Here is a 21,231-nt window from a genome sequence, read left to right on the forward strand (position 1 = left end):
TATATGATTTTTTATAATACATAGTCAAGATCAGTAATCACCATTGTTTGTATCTTCTTCAGTGTCTGTTAAAGCTACCATATACTCAATATTCTCCAGGTTTTTACTAATCGTTTTATGAAGCAACTCAAATAAATACTTGTCTAGTATATCAAAGGAATAGGAATAACTTTCTATTACCGTAATGTATTCATTATGGTTAAAAGCAAAATAATACACAAGATAGCTTTTCTTCCACAAATTCTCTTCATTGATTTTGTTAAAAACTGCAGATTCCCCAGATTCTTTGGATTCCTCCACTAACTCATATAATTTTTCAGGTGCAGTACCATTGTATATTTCATACGTGAAGACCCCATTGATCGGATGATTTTTGTATCCTAGTTGAGTTTCAGCTAGGAAATACTCAAGTACTTCTTTAAAGTCTATTGTAGATTGAGTCAAAAAATCCAATGTTCTTCCGGAAGCATCATCCCCAGTAAAATATGCCATAAGTCTTGCTTTAGTTCCACTGATCTCAACAGTTTCTATAGCAGCCTGCTCGATATTATCTACTTCAAATTCAAGATTTAAAAACTTGAATCTTTTTAAACGTTTAAAAGCAACAGGTACAGTAAGAAATAGAAGCAACCATATGAAAAGCAAAAAAAGGCCTCGAAAAATGATTTGATTAAAATTGGATTCAACGAAAGGCTTAACAATTATTGAAAACGCTGTTTCTGCTGTATTAATTGTAGAACCACTATTGTTTGTGCTTTCAGTCTGTAGAAGAAAAGCCTGGGGATTATCTTTCCATGTATGAAAACCAATTAGTATAGATGCAACAATCATCCACGATATTATAAGTGTGATTCCTGCTGTATAAAAGTACGGAATTAAAAAATTTATCCATTGAAAGAACGTCCTTTTTTCTTTGTTCATATTCATATGGTGTAATTCTGTCAGCCCCTTTTCATTTCATTTATTGGTGCTTCTTTCATCTATTATTAATAAAATATATGTATTGGTATTCAGTTTGAGTCAAATTCATGAATACTTGTTTCATTTAAAAATACGAATGTTTACTTAATATCGCAATATATTATTCTTTTTTTAAAAAGCGATCTCTTTGATTGGAGAGGCAGGCGGCGACTCCAGCGGTAACAGAGCGAGCTGAAAGCGAGGCAGAAAAGGCAGTGGTCAAAATTTGTTTGACCACTGCCTTTGCGTCGAGTAACCGCAGGAGCATATGTTTTCGTAGTGACGAGGAGATTGAAGCTTTGTCAGCGTTGTTCGGATTTATGAAACTGATTCACTTGTTTTAATATATAACGATTATTTATATAGGGGCTATCGATTAGTGGTGAAGTCATCAATATTTTAAGAGATGGATTTGATTAACAAATAAAATCAATAATATTATTATGTAAACTAAATTACATTTAAAATATTTCTAGGCAAGTGTAAGTACTTGCCTAGAAAGAATAGTTATACGTTATATTCAATGATTCCAAATCCATCTGGATCTATGTTAACTTGAGTACCTTTTATTACGATATTAGAACTATAAAGTATATTATAATTTTCGCTTTTCTCAAGCGAAAATTTTTGGTTACTAGAGTTTGGATTAAGTAAGACTAAAATAGTTTTATTAGCAGTATATTTCTTATACCCAAATATACCATTAGGTTCGGTAGGATGTAGGAATGTTACAAAACCTTCATTAGCTAGCAACTTTTCTTTTTTCCGAAGCGTATTTAGAATGCGTATATGGTTTTTAAGCTCCAGCTCATGATTATCTTCGTTCCAGTCCATGCATTTTCTGCAGCCAGGATCTTGACCACCTGTGAGACCTATTTCGTCCCCGTAATAAATGCAGGGAGTGCCCATGAATGTTAAGAGAATTGTAAATACCTGCTTCGTTTTATTAATATTATCCCCACATTCGGTAAGAATTCTAGGTGTATCATGACTGCCTACAAGATTAAATGTATAATCAAACACAGTTTTCGGGTAGCTATAGTAAACCTTACTCATGTTCTCCACGAATTGCTGTGAATTAATACTATTATTTGCTAAGAGATTCAGTACGTTCGTTTTAAACGGATAATTCATTACAGCGTCAAACTGATCTCCTCGTAGCCATGGCATTGAGTCATGCCATATTTCCCCAAGAATATATACATCTGGTTTTGCTTTTTTTACTATTTTTCTAAACTCACGCCAGAAAGGCTGATCTACTTCGTTTGCAACATCAAGTCGCCATCCATCAATATCAAATTCCTCAATCCAATAGGCACCTACATCCAGCAGATACTTTTTCACCTCCGGATTAGCAGTATTTAACTTTGGCATAGATTCTACAAATCCAAAAGCTTCGTAATTAGGCTTATCTCCTCCAACAACCGGGAAGTTGTGGATGTGGAACCAATCCTTATAAACTGAGTTTTCACCATTTTTCAGGACATCTTGGAAAGGAGGGAAATAGTAACCACTGTGATTGAATACGGCATCAAGCATCACTTTAATGCCGCGCTTATGACATTGTGTGATTAGCTCTTTTAAAGCCGCTGCATCGCCAAACTGCGGATCTAGCTCCATATAGTCAATGGTATCGTATTTATGATTTGAGTGTGCTTTAAACACTGGCGTAAAATAAATACCATTTACACCGATATCAGTTAAATGATCCAAATGAGCTGTAACACCAGCAAAATCACCACCAAAGAAATTATTCACGGCGGGAAGTTCGCTACCCCATTTTTTTGTGTTCTCGGGATTAATGGTAGGATCACCATTACCAAAGCGTTCGGGGAATATTTGATACCAAACAGTATCTTTTACCCATTTTGGAGCTTGGAATAGTTCATTTTCATGTAAATAGGGAAAGCAAAAATAATAGTCACTATCTTCAGGTATGTTGTCATAAAATCCTTTTTCAGTATAAATTACCTCTTCAGTAGATGAACCCAATTTAAAGCCATATCTTAGTCTATTAGTTGCAACAAAGGCTTCTGTTTCCCAATAGTCAAAGAGACCATCATTTCCAACTAAATTCATGGGCATTTTTGAATACTGCCATTGTCCATTACTCCAAATGTACGGATCACCCATTATTAGAGAAACAGTATTTACATCATTATGCTTTGTTTTGATTCGTATTTGAAGTGTTTGATCGTCTAGTAAATATACATAGTTATCGGTCGATCGGTGAAAAATAGCTGTTTTTTCCATAATACATCTCCTTTTTAAACGCGCATGGTTGCGTTTATTAATGTGAATACCTGTGCACAACGTGTCATAGTGCCTGGGTTGAGCATGTGAAAATAAAATATTTAAAAAATTTATAAAAAATAGATTGTTTCCTCCTCAAATAAATGTATAATAAAACAATAAGTTGTGCAATCGCTTTCATAGAATTAAAGCTAGTATTATTCTTCAAATCACATATAAACACTGATTGTAGATGGAAAAGATTATTTTTTAGCAATTTTATGTTAGCGCTTTCTTTTATATTTTTGTGCAAACGGTTGTCCAGCTTGGAATATGTAGTAATTATACAGAACATAGGAGGGGTTTAAAGATGAAAAAGTCATTAACATTGTTGTTCATGCTCATTATTACCGCTGCTCTACTTGTTGCATGTGGGCCAAAAAGAGAGGAAACAACTCCAACGAACACGGATGAAAAAGAAACAGAAACTGAAGCAGAATCAACTGAAGAACCAGCAAAACCAGAAAAACTTGTTGTTTGGGAAGATACAGATAAGTCTATCGCTTTAGAACCCGCAATAGCATCTTTCGAAAAAGAATACGGTATTAAAGTAGAATTTAAAGAATTAGGTATGGCAGATAAAATGCGTGATCAACTGCGCTTAGATGGTCCCTCGGGAACTGGAGCAGATGTAGTAACTTTACCCCATGATCAAATCGGGCAAGTTGTTACAGAAGGATTACTTCAAGAAATCGAAGTAAGTGATGAAGTACTTTCTACTTTTAGTGAATCAGCTGTGACTGCACAAAAATATAATGGTAAGCTCTACGGACTACCAAAGGCTACAGAAACACCGGTGTTTATCTACAATAAGGCTTTAATGCCGGAAGCGCCAGAGACAATGGATGAAGTATATACGTTTGCAAATGATTTTACTGATGGTAAAAAGTTTGGATTTTTAGCAAAATGGGATGACTTCTACTTTGCACATGGTGTCATCGCAGGTATGGGCGGATATGTATTCCAAGAGAACGATGGAGCACTTGACCGCGATGATATTGGTTTAAACAACGAAGGAGCTATCGCTGGAGCAGAATATATTCAAAAATGGTATGCAGAAGGTTTATTCCCTAAAGGAATTATTGGAGATAGTGGCGGTTCAGCTAAAGATGGTCTTTTCAATGAAGGAAAAGTTGCTTCCGTGATGGATGGTCCTTGGGCGTTCCAAGGTATGAAAGATGCTGGAATTGATATCGGAGTCGCAGCAATGCCAACATTACCAAATGGCGAACATATGAAAACATTTATGGGAGTTAAAGGGTGGCATGTATCAGCTTTTACAGAACATAAATACTGGTCAACTAAGTTAGTGGAATGGTTAACAAATGAAGAAAATGCAAAAATTCGTTTTGAATTAACTCAAGAAATTCCACCGGTTACATCATTGATTGAAGATCCTATTATTGCTGATAACGAAGGGGCAAAAGCAGTAGCTCTTCAATCTCAATACGCAGTACCTATGCCAAATATTCCAGAAATGGCTGAAGTATGGGGACCAGCAGCATCTGCACTACAAACGCTTGCTACTGGTAAAGCAGAACCAAAAGCAGCAATGGATGATGCACTAAAAACTATTCAAACAAATATAGAAACAAACCACCCAAATTGATGAACAAGGCAAAGTCATGTTTCCTATTAGGGAGCATGACTTTGCTACTATATTAATATAAACATAATGATTACAAGAAAATTTGCACGAAAATAAGAGAGTATTTTCCTTTGATAGGAAAGAAGGAGGCGACATTTACGATGGATAGTAATGTCACAACCAAACATAGAAAAAATGCAGGGTTTTTATCTATCATTCCAGGCTTTGGGCAATTTTATAATAAACAGTTTGTAAAAGGGATCATTTTCTTAGTATTAACAGTAGCATTCTTCAGTAGTTTCTCACAAACGCTAAATTGGGGATTCTGGGGTTTGATCACACTTGGAGAAATTCCAATTCTTGATCATTCCATATTCTTATTAATCGATGGAATTATCGCATTATTGGTAGCAATCATCGGTCTTGGAATTTATGCATTCAATATTTACGATGCATATAACAATGGAAAAAAACGGGATGAAGGGTTCCTATTAAACAGTGTGAGGGAGCAATATCATAATCTTCTGGATAATGGTTTTCCATATCTAATGATTTCCCCTGGATTTTTACTATTAATCTTCGTAGTTATTTTCCCAATTATCTTTGTAATCCTTCTCTCATTTACAAACTATGACTTATATCATTCTCCACCTGCAAAACTAGTAGATTGGGTAGGGATTCAAAACTATATTGATATATTTAAATTAGATCTTTGGAGATCCACATTCTTCGGTGTATTAGGTTGGACAATTGTTTGGACCTTTGGAGCAACGACCTTACAAGTTGCGATTGGTGTATTTTTAGCGGTTGTCATCAATCAAAAAGATTTAAAAGGTAAAGCATTTTTTCGTACTATATTAATCTTACCTTGGGCAGTACCAGCATTTGTATCGATTTTAATCTTTTCGGGTATGTTCAATGAATCTTTTGGAGTCATTAATACACAAATACTTAGTATGTTGGGTATCGATGCTATCCCTTGGATGACAGAAGAAATGTGGACTAGATTAGCATTGATTTTAATACAATCATGGCTCGGTTTTCCATTTATATTTGCCATGACAACTGGAGTACTTCAATCTATTCCAGAAGAATTATACGAGGCGGCAAACGTAGACGGAGCATCTATTTTCCAGAAATTCCGAGGTATCACTTTACCAATGGTGCTGTATGCAACTGCCCCAATTCTTATTACGCAATATACATTTAACTTCAATAATTTCAATGTCATCTTCCTGTTTAATGGTGGAGGACCTGCAATACCAGGGCAAAATGCTGGTGGAACAGATATCCTAATCTCTTGGATTTATCAATTGACGATGACTTCTGGACAATATGGGAAGGCTGCTGCAATTACGATGCTTTTATCTCTGATTGTAATAGTTGTAGCGTTATGGCAATTTAAACGTACTAATTCATTCAAAGAGGAGGATATGATGTAATGACTAATAAGACTGAAAAAATAATCAGACTGTCAGTTTCCTATCTTATTCTTCTGATTGCAGCAATAATCGTTATTTACCCACTACTATGGGTATTAGGATCTTCCTTTAACCCAGGTCAAAGTCTTTCAGGCTCAACAATGTTTCCTGAAAACCCTACATTCAAGCACTATAAGAGCTTATTTGATACAGAGACCTCCAATTATGTTTTATGGTACTTAAATTCCATGAAAATTAGTTTAATAACGATGGTATTTGCAGTACTAAGTGTGGCAGTTACCGGGTATGCTTTCTCTCGGTACCGTTTTATCGGTAGAAAAAATGGACTTTTAACCTTTTTAGTCCTTCAAATGATACCCAATTTCGCAGCGCTTATTGCAATTTTTGTACTTGCGCAACGAACGGATCTGTTAGATACACATGCTGGACTAATACTTATTTATGTTGGCGGCCAAATTCCGATGAATACTTGGTTAATGAAAGGGTACCTAGATACAATTCCAAAAGAATTGGATGAATCTGCACGTATGGATGGGGCAGGTCATTTACGAATTTTTTGGCAAATTATTATGCCTTTATCAAAGCCAATCATAGCAGTGGTAGCACTTTTTTCATTTATCGCTCCTTTTGGAGACTTCATCCTTGCGCGTATTATGCTTCGAAGTGAAGAAAAATTCACAATGGGCGTCGGTCTATACGAATTAGTTTCCAAGCAGTTTGGAAATGAATTTACTACGTTCGCAGCGGGTTCAGTTTTGATAGCAATTCCAATTACAATACTCTTCCTATCATTTCAAAAGTATTTTATCTCTGGACTCACAGCTGGTGGTACAAAAGGTTAATTACCTAAACGGAAAGAAGTGGGTAGGTGTGACCATGAGAAAAAGGGCTACGGTATTCATTCTAGTAATGCTTGTTATTTCCTCCTTAAGTACTCAGACTGCTCTCGCTAGTGAGGAACGAAAAATGCAAGATGAGATCATTTACATGATTATGGTGGATCGATTTAATAATGGTGATACGAGTAATGATCTCGATGCTAACCTTAACGACCCACTTGCATATCATGGCGGAGACTTTAAAGGAATCATTGAAAAGCTTGATTATATTAAAGAAATGGGTTTTACAGCTATTTGGTTAACACCAATTTTTGAGAATATGGACAAAGGATATCACGGCTACTGGATAAAGGATTTTTATCAGACCAATGAATATTTTGGTTCGATGGAAGAATTCAAAACGTTAGTAAAAGAAGCTCATAAACGGGATATAAAAGTTATTTTGGATTTTGTCGTTAACCATGTTGGTCCCAACCATGAATGGCTAAATGATCCTGTTAAAAGAGACTGGTTTCACGAAAATAAGTCCATTTCTAATTGGAATGATCCAATAGAAGTTGAAACAGGCTGGCTATATGACCTACCCGACTTAGATCAAGATAATCCAGAGGTTAGTAAGTATTTAGTAGATGCTGCAAAATGGTGGATTCAAGAAACAAATATCGATGGCTATAGACTAGATACTGTCAAACATGTACCAAAGGAATTTTGGACCGACTTCTCAGCAGGAGTAAAATCAGTGAAAGAATCCTTCTTTCTAATAGGAGAGGTTTGGCATGATAACCCAAATGTCATCGTTAGCTATCAGGACACCGGTATCGATGGCTTCATGGATTTCTCCCAAAATGGAAGTCTTAGAACTGCATTTGAAAAATCAAATGAATCACTGGGTTGGTTGTTTTCAAATAATGAACGAAATAATAAATTGTTTAAGCGTCCAGAATTGCTTGGGCAATTTATCGACAATCATGATATGCAGCGGTTCACTAATTTAGCAGTACTAAACAATCAGGATCCAATAACGCAATTAAAGCTTGGTTTAACATATATGTATACTGCTCCTGGTATTCCAATTATCTACTATGGAACAGAAACCGCACTGGATGGAGGCAACGATCCAGATAATCGTCGAATGATGGATTTCAATGCAGATGATAACTTTACTGAGTATATAAAGAAACTCGCAGCAGTCAGACAGCAGAAGCTACCATTAACAAGAGGAGATATGGAGCTTTTAGTAGACGATACAGGTTTAGCTATTTATAAGAGAAGCCACGCTGATGAGACGCTTATTGTAGCAATTAATAATACCTCAGAATCTCAAAGCGTAGTACTAGAAGATGAGATAGAGTTGGGAATGGATTTACAAGGATTAATAGGTGGTGGGGTAGTTAAGTCTGGTAAGAATGGATATGCAATTCATTTAGACAGTGGACAGTCTGAAATATATGAATTAGTTGATCGTGACAAAGATAATCGGTTATCTTTAGGCTTTTTAATAGGGATTATTATTCTATTATTATTGGTTCTTTTCAACCGTTTAGTTCGAAACAAGTAGAAATAGTGATCTATTAATAGGCTCAATTTAAAATGGTAATCGAGACAGATAGAAGAAAGAGCAGCACGAGAGGGGTACTTCAATCATGAAAGAAAAATGGTGGAAAGAAGCTGTCAGTTATCAAGTGTATCCAAGAAGCTTCAAGGATAGCAATGGTGACGGAATCGGTGATTTACGAGGTATTATTACAAAACTAGATTATTTAAAGGATTTGGGTGTCGATGTTATTTGGGTCAGCCCGTTTTATAAGTCACCCAATGCAGATAATGGATATGATATAAGTGATTATCAGGGCATTTCAGAGCAGTATGGTACTATTGATGATTTTGATGAGCTTTTAGCAGAAATTCACAAAAGAGGTATGAAACTAATTCTTGACTTAGTTATTAATCATACGAGCGATGAGCATCCTTGGTTTATTGAATCACGTTCTTCTAAGGATAATCCTAAAAGGGATTGGTATATATGGAGAGATGGCATTGGAGAGCTTGAACCGAATAACTGGGAAAGTATTTTTTCTGGGAGCGCATGGGAGCATGATAAGCTGACGGATCAATATTATCTACATTTATTTGCGACGAAGCAGCCTGACTTAAATTGGGAAAATACGGACGTTCGCAAAGAACTTTTTAAAATGGTGAATTGGTGGCTAGATAAAGGAATCGATGGTTACCGAGTAGATGCGATTAGTCATATTAAAAAACGTGATGAATTGCCGAATATGCCAAATCCCAATAAAGAAAAATATGTTTCCTCATTTGACATGCATACGAACCAACCTGGTATACAAGAGTATTTAAAAGAGTTAAAGGAAGAGACTTTTGCTAAATACGATATTATGACAGTTGGAGAAGCAAATGGTGTTGGTATTGATGAAGCTGATGAGTGGGTTGGAGAAGAGAACGGAAAATTTGATATGATTTTTCAATTTGAACATCTTGGTCTTTGGAACAAGGCTCTTAATAATTCTGTAGATGTAATTGCATTAAAGCAAACACTTACTAAATGGCAAAAAGGTTTACATGAAAAAGGTTGGAACGCGCTATTTCTTGAGAATCACGATCAGACACGTAGTGTTTCAAGTTGGGGAAATGATAAAGAATATTGGAATGAAAGTGCTAAAATGCTAGCAGCATGCTACTTCCTAATGCAAGGAACACCATTCATCTATCAAGGGCAGGAAATCGGAATGACAAATGTTCAGTTCCCATCCATTGATGATTATGATGATATTGGCATGAAGAATTTTTATGAGTTAGAAATTTCGAAAGGTCGCACACATCAAGAAGTGATGGAGGTAATTTGGAGGAATGGGCGAGATAATTCAAGAACTCCTATGCAATGGGATAGTTCGTTAAATAGTGGATTTTCCGAAGGGGAACCTTGGATGAAAGTTAATCCAAATTATGTGACGATTAATGTTGCTAATCAGCTAGAGGATAATGATTCTATTTATCATTTCTATAAAAAAATGATTCAGGTTAGAAAAGAAAATCCAGTGTTTGTTTATGGAGAATATGATGTATTACAAGAAGACCATCCGGATGTATATATATATACACGAGCTATGGAAGATCAGTTTACAATTGTTTTGTGCAATTTCAGGGAAAATAGTTCGGAACTTACATTAAAACATCTTCCACAACGCAATACAGAACTAATATTATATAATTATATAGATGCACCGGAGCAGCTATCAGAAGCTATATCTCTAAAACCGTACGAAGTAAGAGTATATTTGTTTAAGTGATTTATAATGGATATAGAAAAGAAAGAGAGTGAGGATTTTCTAATGGCAATTACAATTAAAGATGTGGCGAAGCAAGCTAATGTTGCTCCTTCAACAGTTTCACGGGTGATTGCAAATAGTCCCCGTATAAGTGAAACCACGAAGAAACGAGTACGGGATGCAATGGATGATTTAGGATATCATCCTAACTTTATCGCCCGGAGTCTAGCGAGCCAATCAACAAAAGTGATAGGTTTAGTGTTACCTCACTCTTCTGGCGTGTTTTTTCAAAATCCATTCTTTTCTGAGGTTATACAAGGGTTAAGCGAGGGTGTACATGAAAATCACTATGCACTACAAATGACTAGTGGGAAAACAGAATTCGATTCCTACGAGGGTGTAGTACAGATGGTTCAAGGAGGCAGAGTGGATGGTATTATCCTACTGTACTCCATGGTGGACGATAAGATTATTTCATATTTATCGAAAAGAAACTTTCCTTTCGTTGTAATAGGAAAACCATTTGATCTTGTTGATAAAATTACCCATGTAGATAATGACAATTATATGGCCGCTAAAGAAGCAACTGATTATATAATCGGACTTGGTCACAATAAGATTGGATTTATTGGAGGGAGCCCAAGTTTAACCGTTACAATAGATCGTCTTCAGGGCTACAAAGAAGCCTTAAAAGCATCTAATATAGAACTTAATGAAGACTATATTATCCATGAAGACTTTTTACGAGAAGGTGGTCAAGAGGCGGTCAAAGAACTTCTGAGAAGAACTATTCCACCAACAGCTTTGCTTGTAACGGATGATTTGATGGCAGTTGGTGTTGTGAATTCACTCACTGAAATGGAAATTGATATTCCCAACAAGGTATCTATCGTTAGTTTCAATAATGCATTGTTCGCAGAAATGTCCAGACCACCACTTACCTCGATTGATATTAATATTAAAGAACTTGGTTACCAAGCCGTAAGTAGCTTAATACAACTATTAAAAAATGAAAATGAACCTGTTAAACGAATTATAATACCTCATAGACTTGTTATAAGACAGTCATGCGGTGTTGCTCCGTGATAAAATAATATAAGCTATTATTAGAAGTACAAAAACAAGTATAGTTTAAAATATTAATATTATGTAAACTAAAATTGTGGAATTAGGAGAAATTACATGTTTTTATTCAAATTAGATGACAAAACGAATTTAAAAATGCTAAATTTACGGGACACTGAACATTTGTTCGCATTAACAATTCAGTCTAAGGATACATTAAGAGAGTGGCTTCCTTTTATTGATTTTACTAGAACTTCTGACGACACGAAAAATTTCATACAATCGACTATGAAACAGTTTTGTGATAATAATGGTTTTCAAGCTGGAATTTGGTATGATGGAAGCCTCGCTGGTGTTATAGGCTTTCATAAAATTGATTGGAATAACAAATCGACCAGTATTGGTTATTGGTTAGGGAACGATTATGTTGGACTAGGGTTAATGACTAAATCAGTTGAAGCATTTGTAGATTATGCATTACAGGATTTACAATTGAATCGTGTGGAAATCCGGGCAGCAGTGGAAAACAAAAAAAGCAGAGCTATCCCTGAAAGATTAGGTTTCAAAGAAGAGGGGTGTGTAAGGCAGGCAGAGTGGTTATATGACCATTATGTCGATCATGTGGTTTATGGAATGCTAGCAAGTGATTGGAAAAAGTAAAAAAACCCTGATGTAACAAAGCTAATGTTACATCAGGGTCATTATTATTTATACGTATAGTAATCCTGGGCATGGACAATTTGAAAGCCCATTGATTTGTATAAATTTAGAGCATGTGCATTTTCTGTTTCGACTTCTAAATGGAGAGTATTGCCTTTTGTTGAATATTTTTTGACTATATATTGGAGTACTTTACGTCCAATCCCTTTCCCACGAAAGTGGGGAAGAATACTGAATCCATATATCCAGGCTTCGTTATCCTCTACCTTTACTCTTATTTTACCTACCGATTTCTCTTGAACGTCAATGATATACACGCTATTGTCTTTTTCGAGATCGACTCTATTCTCTATTTCTAAGGAACTTTGTTCATTAAGTCCAAAGGATTCAACATTTAAACGAATCCGTAAAGGTAGATCTCTTTGTTCTGCTAAGCGTAGATCAAATCCATGAACTTCTTCTAATTCTGTTTGTTCCCATTTCATCTGATGCTCAGAAAAGTTATAAACGGCTTTATTGACGTTCAAAAACGCTCTTGCTTCTTCAGAACCAGCTGGAGCATTTAACAAAATTTTTGTAAAGCCTTGCATTCTAGCAAAAGATATAGCTTGTTCAAATAGCTTAGAGAAATGGTGTTTTCTACGTTCCTGTGGTTTTACCATGCCACAAATCTCTACGGTCGTTCCAAAGGGATATAGGCCCAGAAACGCAATCAGTTCATCCTTTTCATATAACAGGAAATCATTATTATCGTCGAAACGAGTTTTTAGCATATCCCAATTTAGCTTAAGCTGAATATTGTCATGTGTTTCACATTCTTTTTGTAGTGCTTCAATATCGTTCAATTGTTTAGTATTTAACATAGAAACTCCTTTATAAGTAGATTTTAGTAGTGATATCCGAATTAATTGTTGTTTCAGCCCATTTTCATGTTTTGAAGCTAGTGTAGTAATGCATAAATAGTGGGGCAATTTCCGCTGGCGCTACTTCAATTTCATGCCTAACAGGAAGTTGGTCCACGAAAGCGCTATCAGACAATTTAGCGTAACTTAGTCTGTGGACATATTTCTACGGGGCTTTCAGCTCTATTTAACACAATCCACTTAAATAGACTCACTTCATCCATTTTATAACAAATCTCACTAAAGTAATATGTTTTTTCTGAAAATAAAAAACTTGGAGATAAAATGCTTAAAACTTTATAGAAGAGTGTCACATAGAAATGTGGTCAATTTCCGATACGTATGGAGCTATTCATGCAGAGGTTGCCACCAAAAAAGATGACACGAAATCACGTGAATACTCAATTATTAAATAGCATGAAACCAGTGTTCGTATCATCTTCCCAAATATAATATAGATAAAAAAAGTTCACTAGAGACTCCTCTAATGAACGTTTCTTTTATCTATAAATTTTAAGGCATCACTGGGACAATTATGAACAACACGCTTGCCATCTTCTCTTAGAGCACCATTTGGATAAATCCATGGTTTATGATTAACATTGAAAACGGAAGGGAGGTATTTAATGCAGTTTGCAGCATGGGTGCATTTAGTAGGATGAAAGTATATGTCTATTTCATCCCCATAATATTTTTTATAACCTTGTTCAATAAAGTTTTCTTCTGAATCAGCCACTGGTTTACCTCCAATTTACTTACACTTCAATAATTATAGGAAGTATCATAGGTTTTCTCTTTGTACGACTGTATAAAAGTTTTTCAAGTGACTTTTTAATGTTTTGTTTCAAAACACGTTGATTTCTGTTTGTATCTCTGGTTTTTGAAACGGTAGACCGAACATTTTGATTTACTTCATTAATAAGTGCCTCTGACTCAGGCCCATATACAAATCCACGTGAAATCGTATCGGGACCAGAAATTATTTTGCCATTTGCCTTACTTAATGTAGTAACAATAACTAACATCCCATCCTCAGAAAGTAATTTTCGGTCACGTAAAATGATTTCGCCAACATCCCCAATACCAAAACCATCAACAAAGACATTTCCCGCTTCAATACTTCTAGTTTGGATAGCCTCTTCATTAACAATGTCAACTACATCTCCGTTTTGAATGATAAAAATATTATCACGTTCTACGCCTACTGATTCTGCTAAAAGCTGGTGATGATGAAGCATACGATATTCCCCGTGGATTGGGATGAAGTATTTTGGTTTCATCAATGTGAGCATAAGTTTCAGCTCTTCTTGACAAGCGTGTCCAGAAACATGCATACCTGTGACATTACCTGAGCCATAGATAACGTGGGCACCTAACGTATATAAGTTGTCTATAATTCTGGTAATACTCTTTTCATTACCAGGGATTGGTCCAGCAGCAAAAATGACGGTGTCCTCAGGAAGGACCTCAACTTGACGGAAGCTTGAACTTGCTAATCGGGATAAAGCCGCCATAGGTTCTCCTTGACTTCCTGTGCATAATATCACAATATTTTCTGGATTCATTGTATTGATTTCATTTTGATCAACCAGCATTCCTTCGGGGATACTTAAATATCCTCGTTCCATAGCTACAGACACTACATTTACCATGCTTCTACCTAATAGAGCCAGTTTCCGATTAGTCTTGATAGCCGCATTTACTATCGTTTGTACCCGGTGGACATTGGAAGCAAACGTGGAGATGAAAATCTTTCTTGGTGCTTTTCTAAACGCTTCTTCTACATGGTCTGCAATTTTACGCTCAGAAGGAGTAGAGCCTGGTCTTTCTGCATTAGTACTCTCTGAAAGGAGTAATAATACACCATTTTGACCGAGTTCAGCCATTTTATGAATATCGGGATTTTGTTCATCTACAGGTGTCATGTCAAATTTGAAATCTCCTGTATGAACAATTGTTCCTTGAGAGGTATGAAAAGCCACTCCTAAACAATCTGGGATACTATGGCTTACACGGAAGAAGGACGTTTTTATTGTTCCAAGTCTTAACTTGGATTCCGAGTCTATTAAGAAAAGTTGTGTATTTCTTAATAAACCATGTTCTTTCAATTTAATCTCAATTAAACCTAATGTTAGGTTTGTTGCATATATCGGGATATTAAGTTGTTTAAGGAAATAAGGGATACCTCCAATATGATCCTCATGCCCATGTGTAACGATTAAAGCCCTCACTTTATCCTCGTTCTCTAATAAGTAGGAAATGTCCTGAATGATTAGATCTATTCCTAGTAAAGTTTCATCAGGAAATTTAGAACCACAGTCAATTACAACGATATCGTCATCTGATTGAATAACATACATGTTTTTTCCAATTTCATTTATTCCACCTAATGCGAAAATCGATACTTTTTTGTTTTCAGTATTCATCGTTATCCTCCCATTCAAAATAGCTATACTAAGTATTGCCTCATATTCTAGATTTATAAGGAGTTTTTTAATTTACTTACTTATATTAGTAACATGTATATAAATTATTCATAAAATAGATGGAATGATGAAAAACATAATGGGGGAAGATATATTGTTTTATCACGTTAAAGAGTTACAGTATCACGCAAAACCGGAGAGACCAGATCCAATATTTGCTACGCAACTACAGGAGGTATTAGGTGGTCAGTTTGGAGAAATTTCTGTTGCTATGCAGTATTTGTTTCAAGGGTGGAGTGTAAGAGGTGATGGTAAATATAGAGATCTGTTAATGGATACGGGTACAGAAGAATTAGCACATATTGAAATGCTTGCAACTATGATTGCTAGATTGTTAGATGGCGCACCTGTTGGTGATTTAGAAACAGCTGCCAAGAATCCGATTATCGGAGCCATACTCGGGGGCATGAATCCCCAACATGCTATAGTGTCTGGACTTGGTGCTATGCCAGCAGATAGTGTAGGAAATAGATGGACAGCAGATTATATTATTGCAAGTGGAAACTTACTTGCTGATTTTCGAGCTAACTTAAATGCAGAATCGCAGGGAAGGCTCCAGGTTTGTCGTTTATACGAAATGACGAACGATCGTGGTGTTAAAGATATGCTTTCTTGGTTAATCGCCCGTGATACAATGCATCAGAACCAGTGGATCGCTGCTATTAGAGAGTTAGAATCAAAAGAAAATGTTGTTGTACCTAGTACATTCCCAAAAAGTCTCGAAAAAAGAGAAGTTGCTTATACGTTATTCAATTATTCTCAAGGGAATGCGAGTGCAGCAGGTCCTTGGGCTCATGGGATGGCTCCAGACGGGGAAGGGGTATTTAATTATGTAGAATTTCCTGTGCCTTTTGGTGACGTGCCAAAACTAAATCCAGCTCCACCAAATATTTTCAACACACCTCCAGCAGTTATAAATGCCAATACAGATACAATTCCTCCAAACTTGTGTTAAAAGAAAAATACTGAAGGTTTAAAAAAATACCGTTAAAAAAAGAATGGCCAATCGTAATGTTTTTACGATTAACCATTCTTTTCATTTTTTTACTCCGGAGGTAGGACTCGAACCTACGACCAACCGGTTAACAGCCGATTGCTCTACCACTGAGCTACTCTGGAATAGAAGTTATCTTACAAAATTTATTATGAGCTATTCATCATTAAAGTATACATGATATTTACAAAAATCATCAAAGAGAAAAATTATTTAACTATTAATGCAGGACATTGCACACGTTTCATCACTTTGTGACTAACACTTCCTAGGACCATTTCTTGTAATCCATTCAGGCCTCGGCTTCCAATTACAAGTATGTCTACTTTCTGTTCATTTGCATAGCGAATAATTTCTGGTCCTGGTGCACCTCTTAATATTGTTATCTTATAATTTAAATGCTCGTCGATAAGTAATTGTTCAACATTCGCAATTCTACGTCGACGTTCAATTAATAAGGATTCAGAGGACCTGGAATGAAGAACATCTTGTTTAGATTTCTCAATATCCACAACCATTACTAATTCTAAAATAGAATCTTTTGAGCTCTTTGCTAATTTAATCGCTTCAGTTGCAGCTCGAACTGAGTTTTCTGATCCATCAGCTGCTAGAAGAATATGTTGATACATGGAACTTCCTCCTTAATGTGATGTAGATATACCTATTAATTTTTGATAAAGTATTTCACTTGCAGGATTTAAACCTTTTACAGTAGTTTTTTTCCCTTGTTCTTCTAATTTAGTTACTACTTTTACGATTGCTCCAACAGAGGATTCATCCCATAAATGGCTACTTGATAAATCTATTGTAATATGATCAGCAGTTGCTTGTTCGATTGTTTGAACAAAATGCTGAGTTGAAGCGAAGAAGAGAGGACCCTCAATAATATATGTCCCATCCTGTTCGGATATTTTAACCTTTGAGATGGAAGCAACAAAGAAAAGCGCACTTAAGATAACTCCAACAACGACACCAATTGCTAAATTATCTGTGTATACAACAATTGCAACGGTCACAATCATCACAATAGCATCTGCACGTGGTGCTGTTATGGCATACTTAAACGAACCCCAATCAAATGTTCCAATGGAAACCATGACCATGATTCCAACTAAAACAGGCATTGGAATATCTATTACCAAGTCACCAAGTACAATAATCAAAAATATTAAGAATACACCAGCTACTAAAGTAGATAGGCGTCCACGTCCACCAGATTTAACATTAATCATGGATTGTCCAATCATCGCACAGCCAGCCATACCACCGAAAAAACCAGTGATAAAATTGGCAATACCTTGTCCTCGTGCTTCACGGTTTTTATCCGATTTAGTATCAGTCATATCATCAACAATTTGGGAGGTTAGTAAAGATTCTAAAAGACCTACGACTGCAAGAGCTAGAGAGTAAGGTAATATTATTTGAAACGTTTCCAAATTAAAAGGTACATTTGGTATGAAGAAACTTGGTAAACTTTGTGTAATGATCCCTAAATCCCCAATTGTTTTTAATTCAACTCCAAAATTAAAAGTAATTGCAGTTAAAATGATAATGGCGATTAGTGGAGCCGGTATAGCTTTAAAAAAGCGGGGGACTGTATACACGATTAATAAAGTAACAGCGACAAAAATATACGTAATAATTCCTTCTCCTAAAATATGCGGGACCTGTGCCATAAAAATTAAAATAGCCAACGCATTTACAAAGCCAATCATAACCGAATTAGGTATAAAGCGCATAAGCTTTGCAATTTTAAATACGCCCAAGAGTATTTGTATAACACCAGTTAATATAGTTGCAGCTAGTAAATAGTTCAAGCCATGATCGGCTACCAAATTGACCATAACAAGCGCCATTGCTCCAGTAGCTGCAGAAATCATAGCGGGTCTACCACCAACAAAGGCAATAATAACAGCAATACAAAATGAAGCATAGAGTCCAACCATAGGGTCAACACCCGCAATAATAGAGAATGCAATGGCTTCTGGAATGAGTGCTAAAGCGACTACAATTCCTGATAAAATATCGCCCCTAATATTTCCAAACCATTGTTGTTGTAATGTTTGCATAAACTTTCTCCTTCAGATATAGTCAATAATAAGTCCCAAAAGCCTTACTTTTAGGACAAGCTTTTCATATCATAACATGACTTTTCCTAAAAAGGAATGATTTTGGGAATTCGGAGGAATAAAATGAAATACGGATATAAGAGACCTTTAATAAATGATGAAAAGGGATTAAAACAACTTCAAGATATGTCCTATTTAGAAGTATGGAGTGAAAATCATCCAAATATGAAAAAAAGGAACGAATTGGAAGAACTACTTATGAGATTAACTAGTGGGGATGAGCTATATGTTCAAAGTATAGTAGTATTAGCGGATTCTTTATCTCATTTCCAAGACCTACTACGCGTATTTGAAAGAGATCAAGTAACAGTTACATTCGTTGAAGAAAATATAAAAAGTACAGATATTCTAACGATGAAGTTAGTAGATTTACTAGCTTTAGTAACGGATTTACAAACTAAGATTAAGCGACATCAGTCAGTTTTTAGTGCTAGAGAAGCTCAAAAACAAGGTAAAAGTATTGGTAGACCCAAAAAATCAGACGATAATTTACAGAAAGCATTTGATATGTATGAAAGTAAAGCATTTACCCTTCAACAAATTAAAGATGAAACGGGCATTAGTAAATCAACGCTATATCGGTATTTAGATCAATATTCAAAATGAAATAAAATATGTATTTGAGGAATGGATGGAATGTAGTATGTGGAAAATTATAAATGGAAAATTAGTGCAAACAGTTGATCAAACAAGAACAGAATATAAAACACGTATAAGTTCAAGTTTTATAAAAAAACTAAAAAAAATGGCTGCAGAAAATAATTCGCATATAGGATACATATTAGAAAATGGATTTACGAATATTTTAAATGAAAGCTCATTAATCTTTGATAAGAAAAATAGACCAAAAGATCGCGTAGAATTACGTACAACTTGTGATAAAGAAATACTGGAGGCATTACGCTCATTTGCAAAGAGTAATAAGCTCAATTTAAATGACGTTATTGAAGCTAGTGAGAACTATATAAATTTAGATGAGGTAAAACATGCAAACTGGAGATATAGAATAGAAAAGGAGTAAAGAAGAGTGTATTAATTAATATATTAAATAGGGATGTGGTCATAATATATATTATACTAAGTTACGTTTCATAATATAAGTATACTAGTAATAGTGAGATATCAGAGAGAATTTTTAAATATGTGTATAAGAACTTCCATACACTTGTATTTATCAATTTTCTTAGCTTTAATTGATCATTCTAGAGTTTTGCTTTTCATACTTTCATTTGCTGGAAATATTCTTTTTGCTAATTGAAATGTGACACTAACAAACGTATTGACTCAACCGCTCCCCACACCATATTGGGGAGAATTTTCACCATAAAAATGGCATCGAATATCCATTTCCTTTATCATCATTAAAACCTACTTTTCATTCGTTCTAATACGACTTGTTTCTTCATTGTGAACAAAAATTCTTATTCAACCTCCGACTGATTCAGTCGCTAGTTAAGCCCTCATACTATCTCCACTTACTAATACACCCTAAAAATGAATGATATCCCAATAAAAAACAACCCAATTCCAGCTGTAATTGTAGTAACCATTTCTATATCCCATATTACAATAAATGCTAAGGCACTTACCAGGTTCTATAATTGCGATGAAAATTCCAAGTAAAAAAGATGATATTGGACCATACGAAAATTTTTTGTAATTACGCCGTATGCTGATGCTGCCATTACAACTAAAGTAAGAATTATTTTAATCTATTAAACAGTTTGCGTACAGAACATTTGTTTCTTTTCTTGATTTATTCTATAATTTACATATACATATAAGATAAGGAGCATTTGCATGGAATCTAATACTAAAAACAATCTGGTACAGCTGGTTAAATATACAGAAAAATATGAGCCATTTATTTCAAATTTTCACTTACCACCAGATAAGCTACAATTCACCTGTTATCCTTTAGAAAAAATTAAGGCTCCAACCGCATCACATGAGATTATTCATATTTTAATACTGAATAAAGATATTCCAGTTGGCTATTTCGCCTTGGAAAATGGAGAAAAAGTCCTGAAATATACTAACAACTTGAATGCTAGATTATTAACAGCTTTCTCTATTAATAATGACTTTCAGGGAAAAGGTTTTGCAAAGCAGGGACTTCTTTTATTACCCCGTTTTGTTAAGAAGAATTTTCAAAATGTTAATGAAGTAGTATTAGGAGTAAATAAACGAAATACGGCTGCTATCAATCTTTATAAAAAGACTGGATTTATAGATCACAATGAAATCTTCTTAGGACCGAGTGGCGAACAACATATTATGCATTTAGACATTCCATTTGAAAAGGACTAATCTAGTGCTTTTCTTTTTGTATGCTTCCACTATCTTCTCTTTTGTGTCGCTTTTTGTGTCAAATGCTACATAAAAAATCCCCTTCTTTTATTCAACTAAACTGCTGCTTTAGTTTAAGAGGAATAAATAGTTTGCCGAAGCGACCCTATGAATTTTACGAAAGCACCCGGTAGCCATCCATGCAACAAAAAAACGCTGCACCCAGAGGATGAAAATTGTTGTAGAACAGGTATAGATTAGTATGGCTGGCGAATGAGATCGATGAACTATGGTTCCA

General features: G+C 35.2%; 18 protein-coding genes and 1 tRNA gene. 11 read left to right on the top strand and 8 right to left on the bottom strand.

What is annotated here, in order from left to right; translation table 11 throughout:
• Positions 1-30: 30 nt before the first annotated feature.
• Together MKY60_RS09475 and MKY60_RS09480 are read right to left on the bottom strand one after the other, a co-directional pair.
• Positions 31-927 (bottom strand): hypothetical protein, encoded by an 897-nt coding sequence (locus MKY60_RS09475; protein WP_139219683.1) that lies wholly within the window; start codon positions 925-927, stop codon positions 31-33.
• A 540-nt stretch (positions 928-1,467) separates the two neighbouring features.
• A complete protein-coding gene (locus tag MKY60_RS09480) occupies positions 1,468-3,213 on the bottom strand; it encodes a glycoside hydrolase family 13 protein (protein ID WP_340929615.1) in 1,746 nt (581 codons plus the stop codon).
• 349 nt (positions 3,214-3,562) lie between these two features.
• On the opposite strand from MKY60_RS09480, the gene MKY60_RS09485 reads away from it, so the two are divergent.
• The 7 genes from MKY60_RS09485 (at position 3,563) to MKY60_RS09515 (ending at position 12,133) form a co-directional block, all read left to right on the top strand.
• On the top strand, positions 3,563-4,861 hold the full coding sequence (locus tag MKY60_RS09485; protein ID WP_241599872.1) for an extracellular solute-binding protein: 1,299 nt from the start codon (positions 3,563-3,565) through the stop codon (positions 4,859-4,861).
• 140 nt (positions 4,862-5,001) lie between these two features.
• Positions 5,002-6,282: a carbohydrate ABC transporter permease gene (locus MKY60_RS09490; protein ID WP_090561307.1), complete on the top strand. Its 1,281-nt coding sequence runs from the start codon at positions 5,002-5,004 to the stop codon at positions 6,280-6,282.
• On the top strand, positions 6,282-7,124 hold the full coding sequence (locus MKY60_RS09495; protein WP_340929617.1) for a sugar ABC transporter permease: 843 nt from the start codon (positions 6,282-6,284) through the stop codon (positions 7,122-7,124). Before MKY60_RS09490 ends, MKY60_RS09495 begins: the two co-directional genes overlap by 1 nt.
• A gap of 34 nt (positions 7,125-7,158) precedes the next feature.
• Positions 7,159-8,679: an alpha-amylase family glycosyl hydrolase gene (locus MKY60_RS09500; RefSeq protein WP_340929618.1), complete on the top strand. Its 1,521-nt coding sequence runs from the start codon at positions 7,159-7,161 to the stop codon at positions 8,677-8,679.
• An 85-nt stretch (positions 8,680-8,764) separates the two neighbouring features.
• Positions 8,765-10,429 carry a glycoside hydrolase family 13 protein gene (locus MKY60_RS09505; RefSeq protein WP_093494838.1) on the top strand — a complete coding sequence of 555 codons (1,665 nt, stop codon included), beginning with the start codon at positions 8,765-8,767 and terminating at the stop codon, positions 10,427-10,429.
• Between the two features lie 42 nt (positions 10,430-10,471).
• A complete protein-coding gene (locus MKY60_RS09510; RefSeq protein WP_093494875.1) occupies positions 10,472-11,494 on the top strand; it encodes a LacI family DNA-binding transcriptional regulator in 1,023 nt (340 codons plus the stop codon).
• 96 nt (positions 11,495-11,590) lie between these two features.
• Positions 11,591-12,133 (top strand): GNAT family N-acetyltransferase, encoded by a 543-nt coding sequence (locus MKY60_RS09515; RefSeq protein WP_093494839.1) that lies wholly within the window; start codon positions 11,591-11,593, stop codon positions 12,131-12,133.
• Positions 12,134-12,177: 44 nt separating this feature from the next.
• On the opposite strand, the gene MKY60_RS09520 is transcribed toward MKY60_RS09515, so the two are convergent.
• From MKY60_RS09520 to MKY60_RS09530, 3 genes are all read right to left on the bottom strand, one after another.
• The gene (locus MKY60_RS09520) at positions 12,178-12,996 is read right to left on the bottom strand and encodes a GNAT family N-acetyltransferase (RefSeq protein WP_241599880.1); all 819 of its coding nucleotides are present in this window, start codon (positions 12,994-12,996) and stop codon (positions 12,178-12,180) included.
• A gap of 523 nt (positions 12,997-13,519) precedes the next feature.
• On the bottom strand, positions 13,520-13,771 hold the full coding sequence (locus MKY60_RS09525; protein ID WP_241599882.1) for a (4Fe-4S)-binding protein: 252 nt from the start codon (positions 13,769-13,771) through the stop codon (positions 13,520-13,522).
• A 19-nt stretch (positions 13,772-13,790) separates the two neighbouring features.
• Complete coding sequence (locus tag MKY60_RS09530) at positions 13,791-15,461, bottom strand: ribonuclease J (protein WP_340879595.1); 1,671 nt, start codon at positions 15,459-15,461, stop codon at positions 13,791-13,793.
• Between the two features lie 154 nt (positions 15,462-15,615).
• On the opposite strand from MKY60_RS09530, the gene MKY60_RS09535 reads away from it, so the two are divergent.
• A complete protein-coding gene (locus MKY60_RS09535; protein ID WP_241599921.1) occupies positions 15,616-16,476 on the top strand; it encodes a manganese catalase family protein in 861 nt (286 codons plus the stop codon).
• A gap of 92 nt (positions 16,477-16,568) precedes the next feature.
• Here the strand turns inward: MKY60_RS09535 and MKY60_RS09540 are convergent.
• The 3 genes from MKY60_RS09540 to MKY60_RS09550 form a co-directional block, all read right to left on the bottom strand.
• Positions 16,569-16,640 (bottom strand) — tRNA-Asn (locus MKY60_RS09540).
• A gap of 84 nt (positions 16,641-16,724) precedes the next feature.
• Positions 16,725-17,144 carry a universal stress protein gene (locus tag MKY60_RS09545; RefSeq protein ID WP_340929620.1) on the bottom strand — a complete coding sequence of 140 codons (420 nt, stop codon included), beginning with the start codon at positions 17,142-17,144 and terminating at the stop codon, positions 16,725-16,727.
• Between the two features lie 12 nt (positions 17,145-17,156).
• Positions 17,157-18,584: a SulP family inorganic anion transporter gene (locus MKY60_RS09550; protein ID WP_340929621.1), complete on the bottom strand. Its 1,428-nt coding sequence runs from the start codon at positions 18,582-18,584 to the stop codon at positions 17,157-17,159.
• Positions 18,585-18,707: 123 nt separating this feature from the next.
• On the opposite strand from MKY60_RS09550, the gene MKY60_RS09555 reads away from it, so the two are divergent.
• The 3 genes from MKY60_RS09555 (at position 18,708) to MKY60_RS09565 (ending at position 20,954) form a co-directional block, all read left to right on the top strand.
• Positions 18,708-19,250, top strand: a complete 543-nt coding sequence (locus MKY60_RS09555; RefSeq protein WP_340929622.1) for a recombinase family protein — start codon at positions 18,708-18,710, stop codon at positions 19,248-19,250.
• Between the two features lie 37 nt (positions 19,251-19,287).
• Positions 19,288-19,665, top strand: coding sequence for an rRNA methyltransferase (locus MKY60_RS09560; RefSeq protein WP_093494847.1), 378 nt, complete (start codon positions 19,288-19,290; stop codon positions 19,663-19,665).
• Positions 19,666-20,444: 779 nt separating this feature from the next.
• Positions 20,445-20,954 (top strand): GNAT family N-acetyltransferase, encoded by a 510-nt coding sequence (locus MKY60_RS09565; protein WP_340929624.1) that lies wholly within the window; start codon positions 20,445-20,447, stop codon positions 20,952-20,954.
• Positions 20,955-21,231: the final 277 nt, after the last annotated feature.

The sequence above is a fragment of the Psychrobacillus sp. FSL K6-1415 genome, assembly GCF_038003185.1.
Lineage (GTDB): Bacteria > Bacillota > Bacilli > Bacillales_A > Planococcaceae > Psychrobacillus > Psychrobacillus psychrodurans.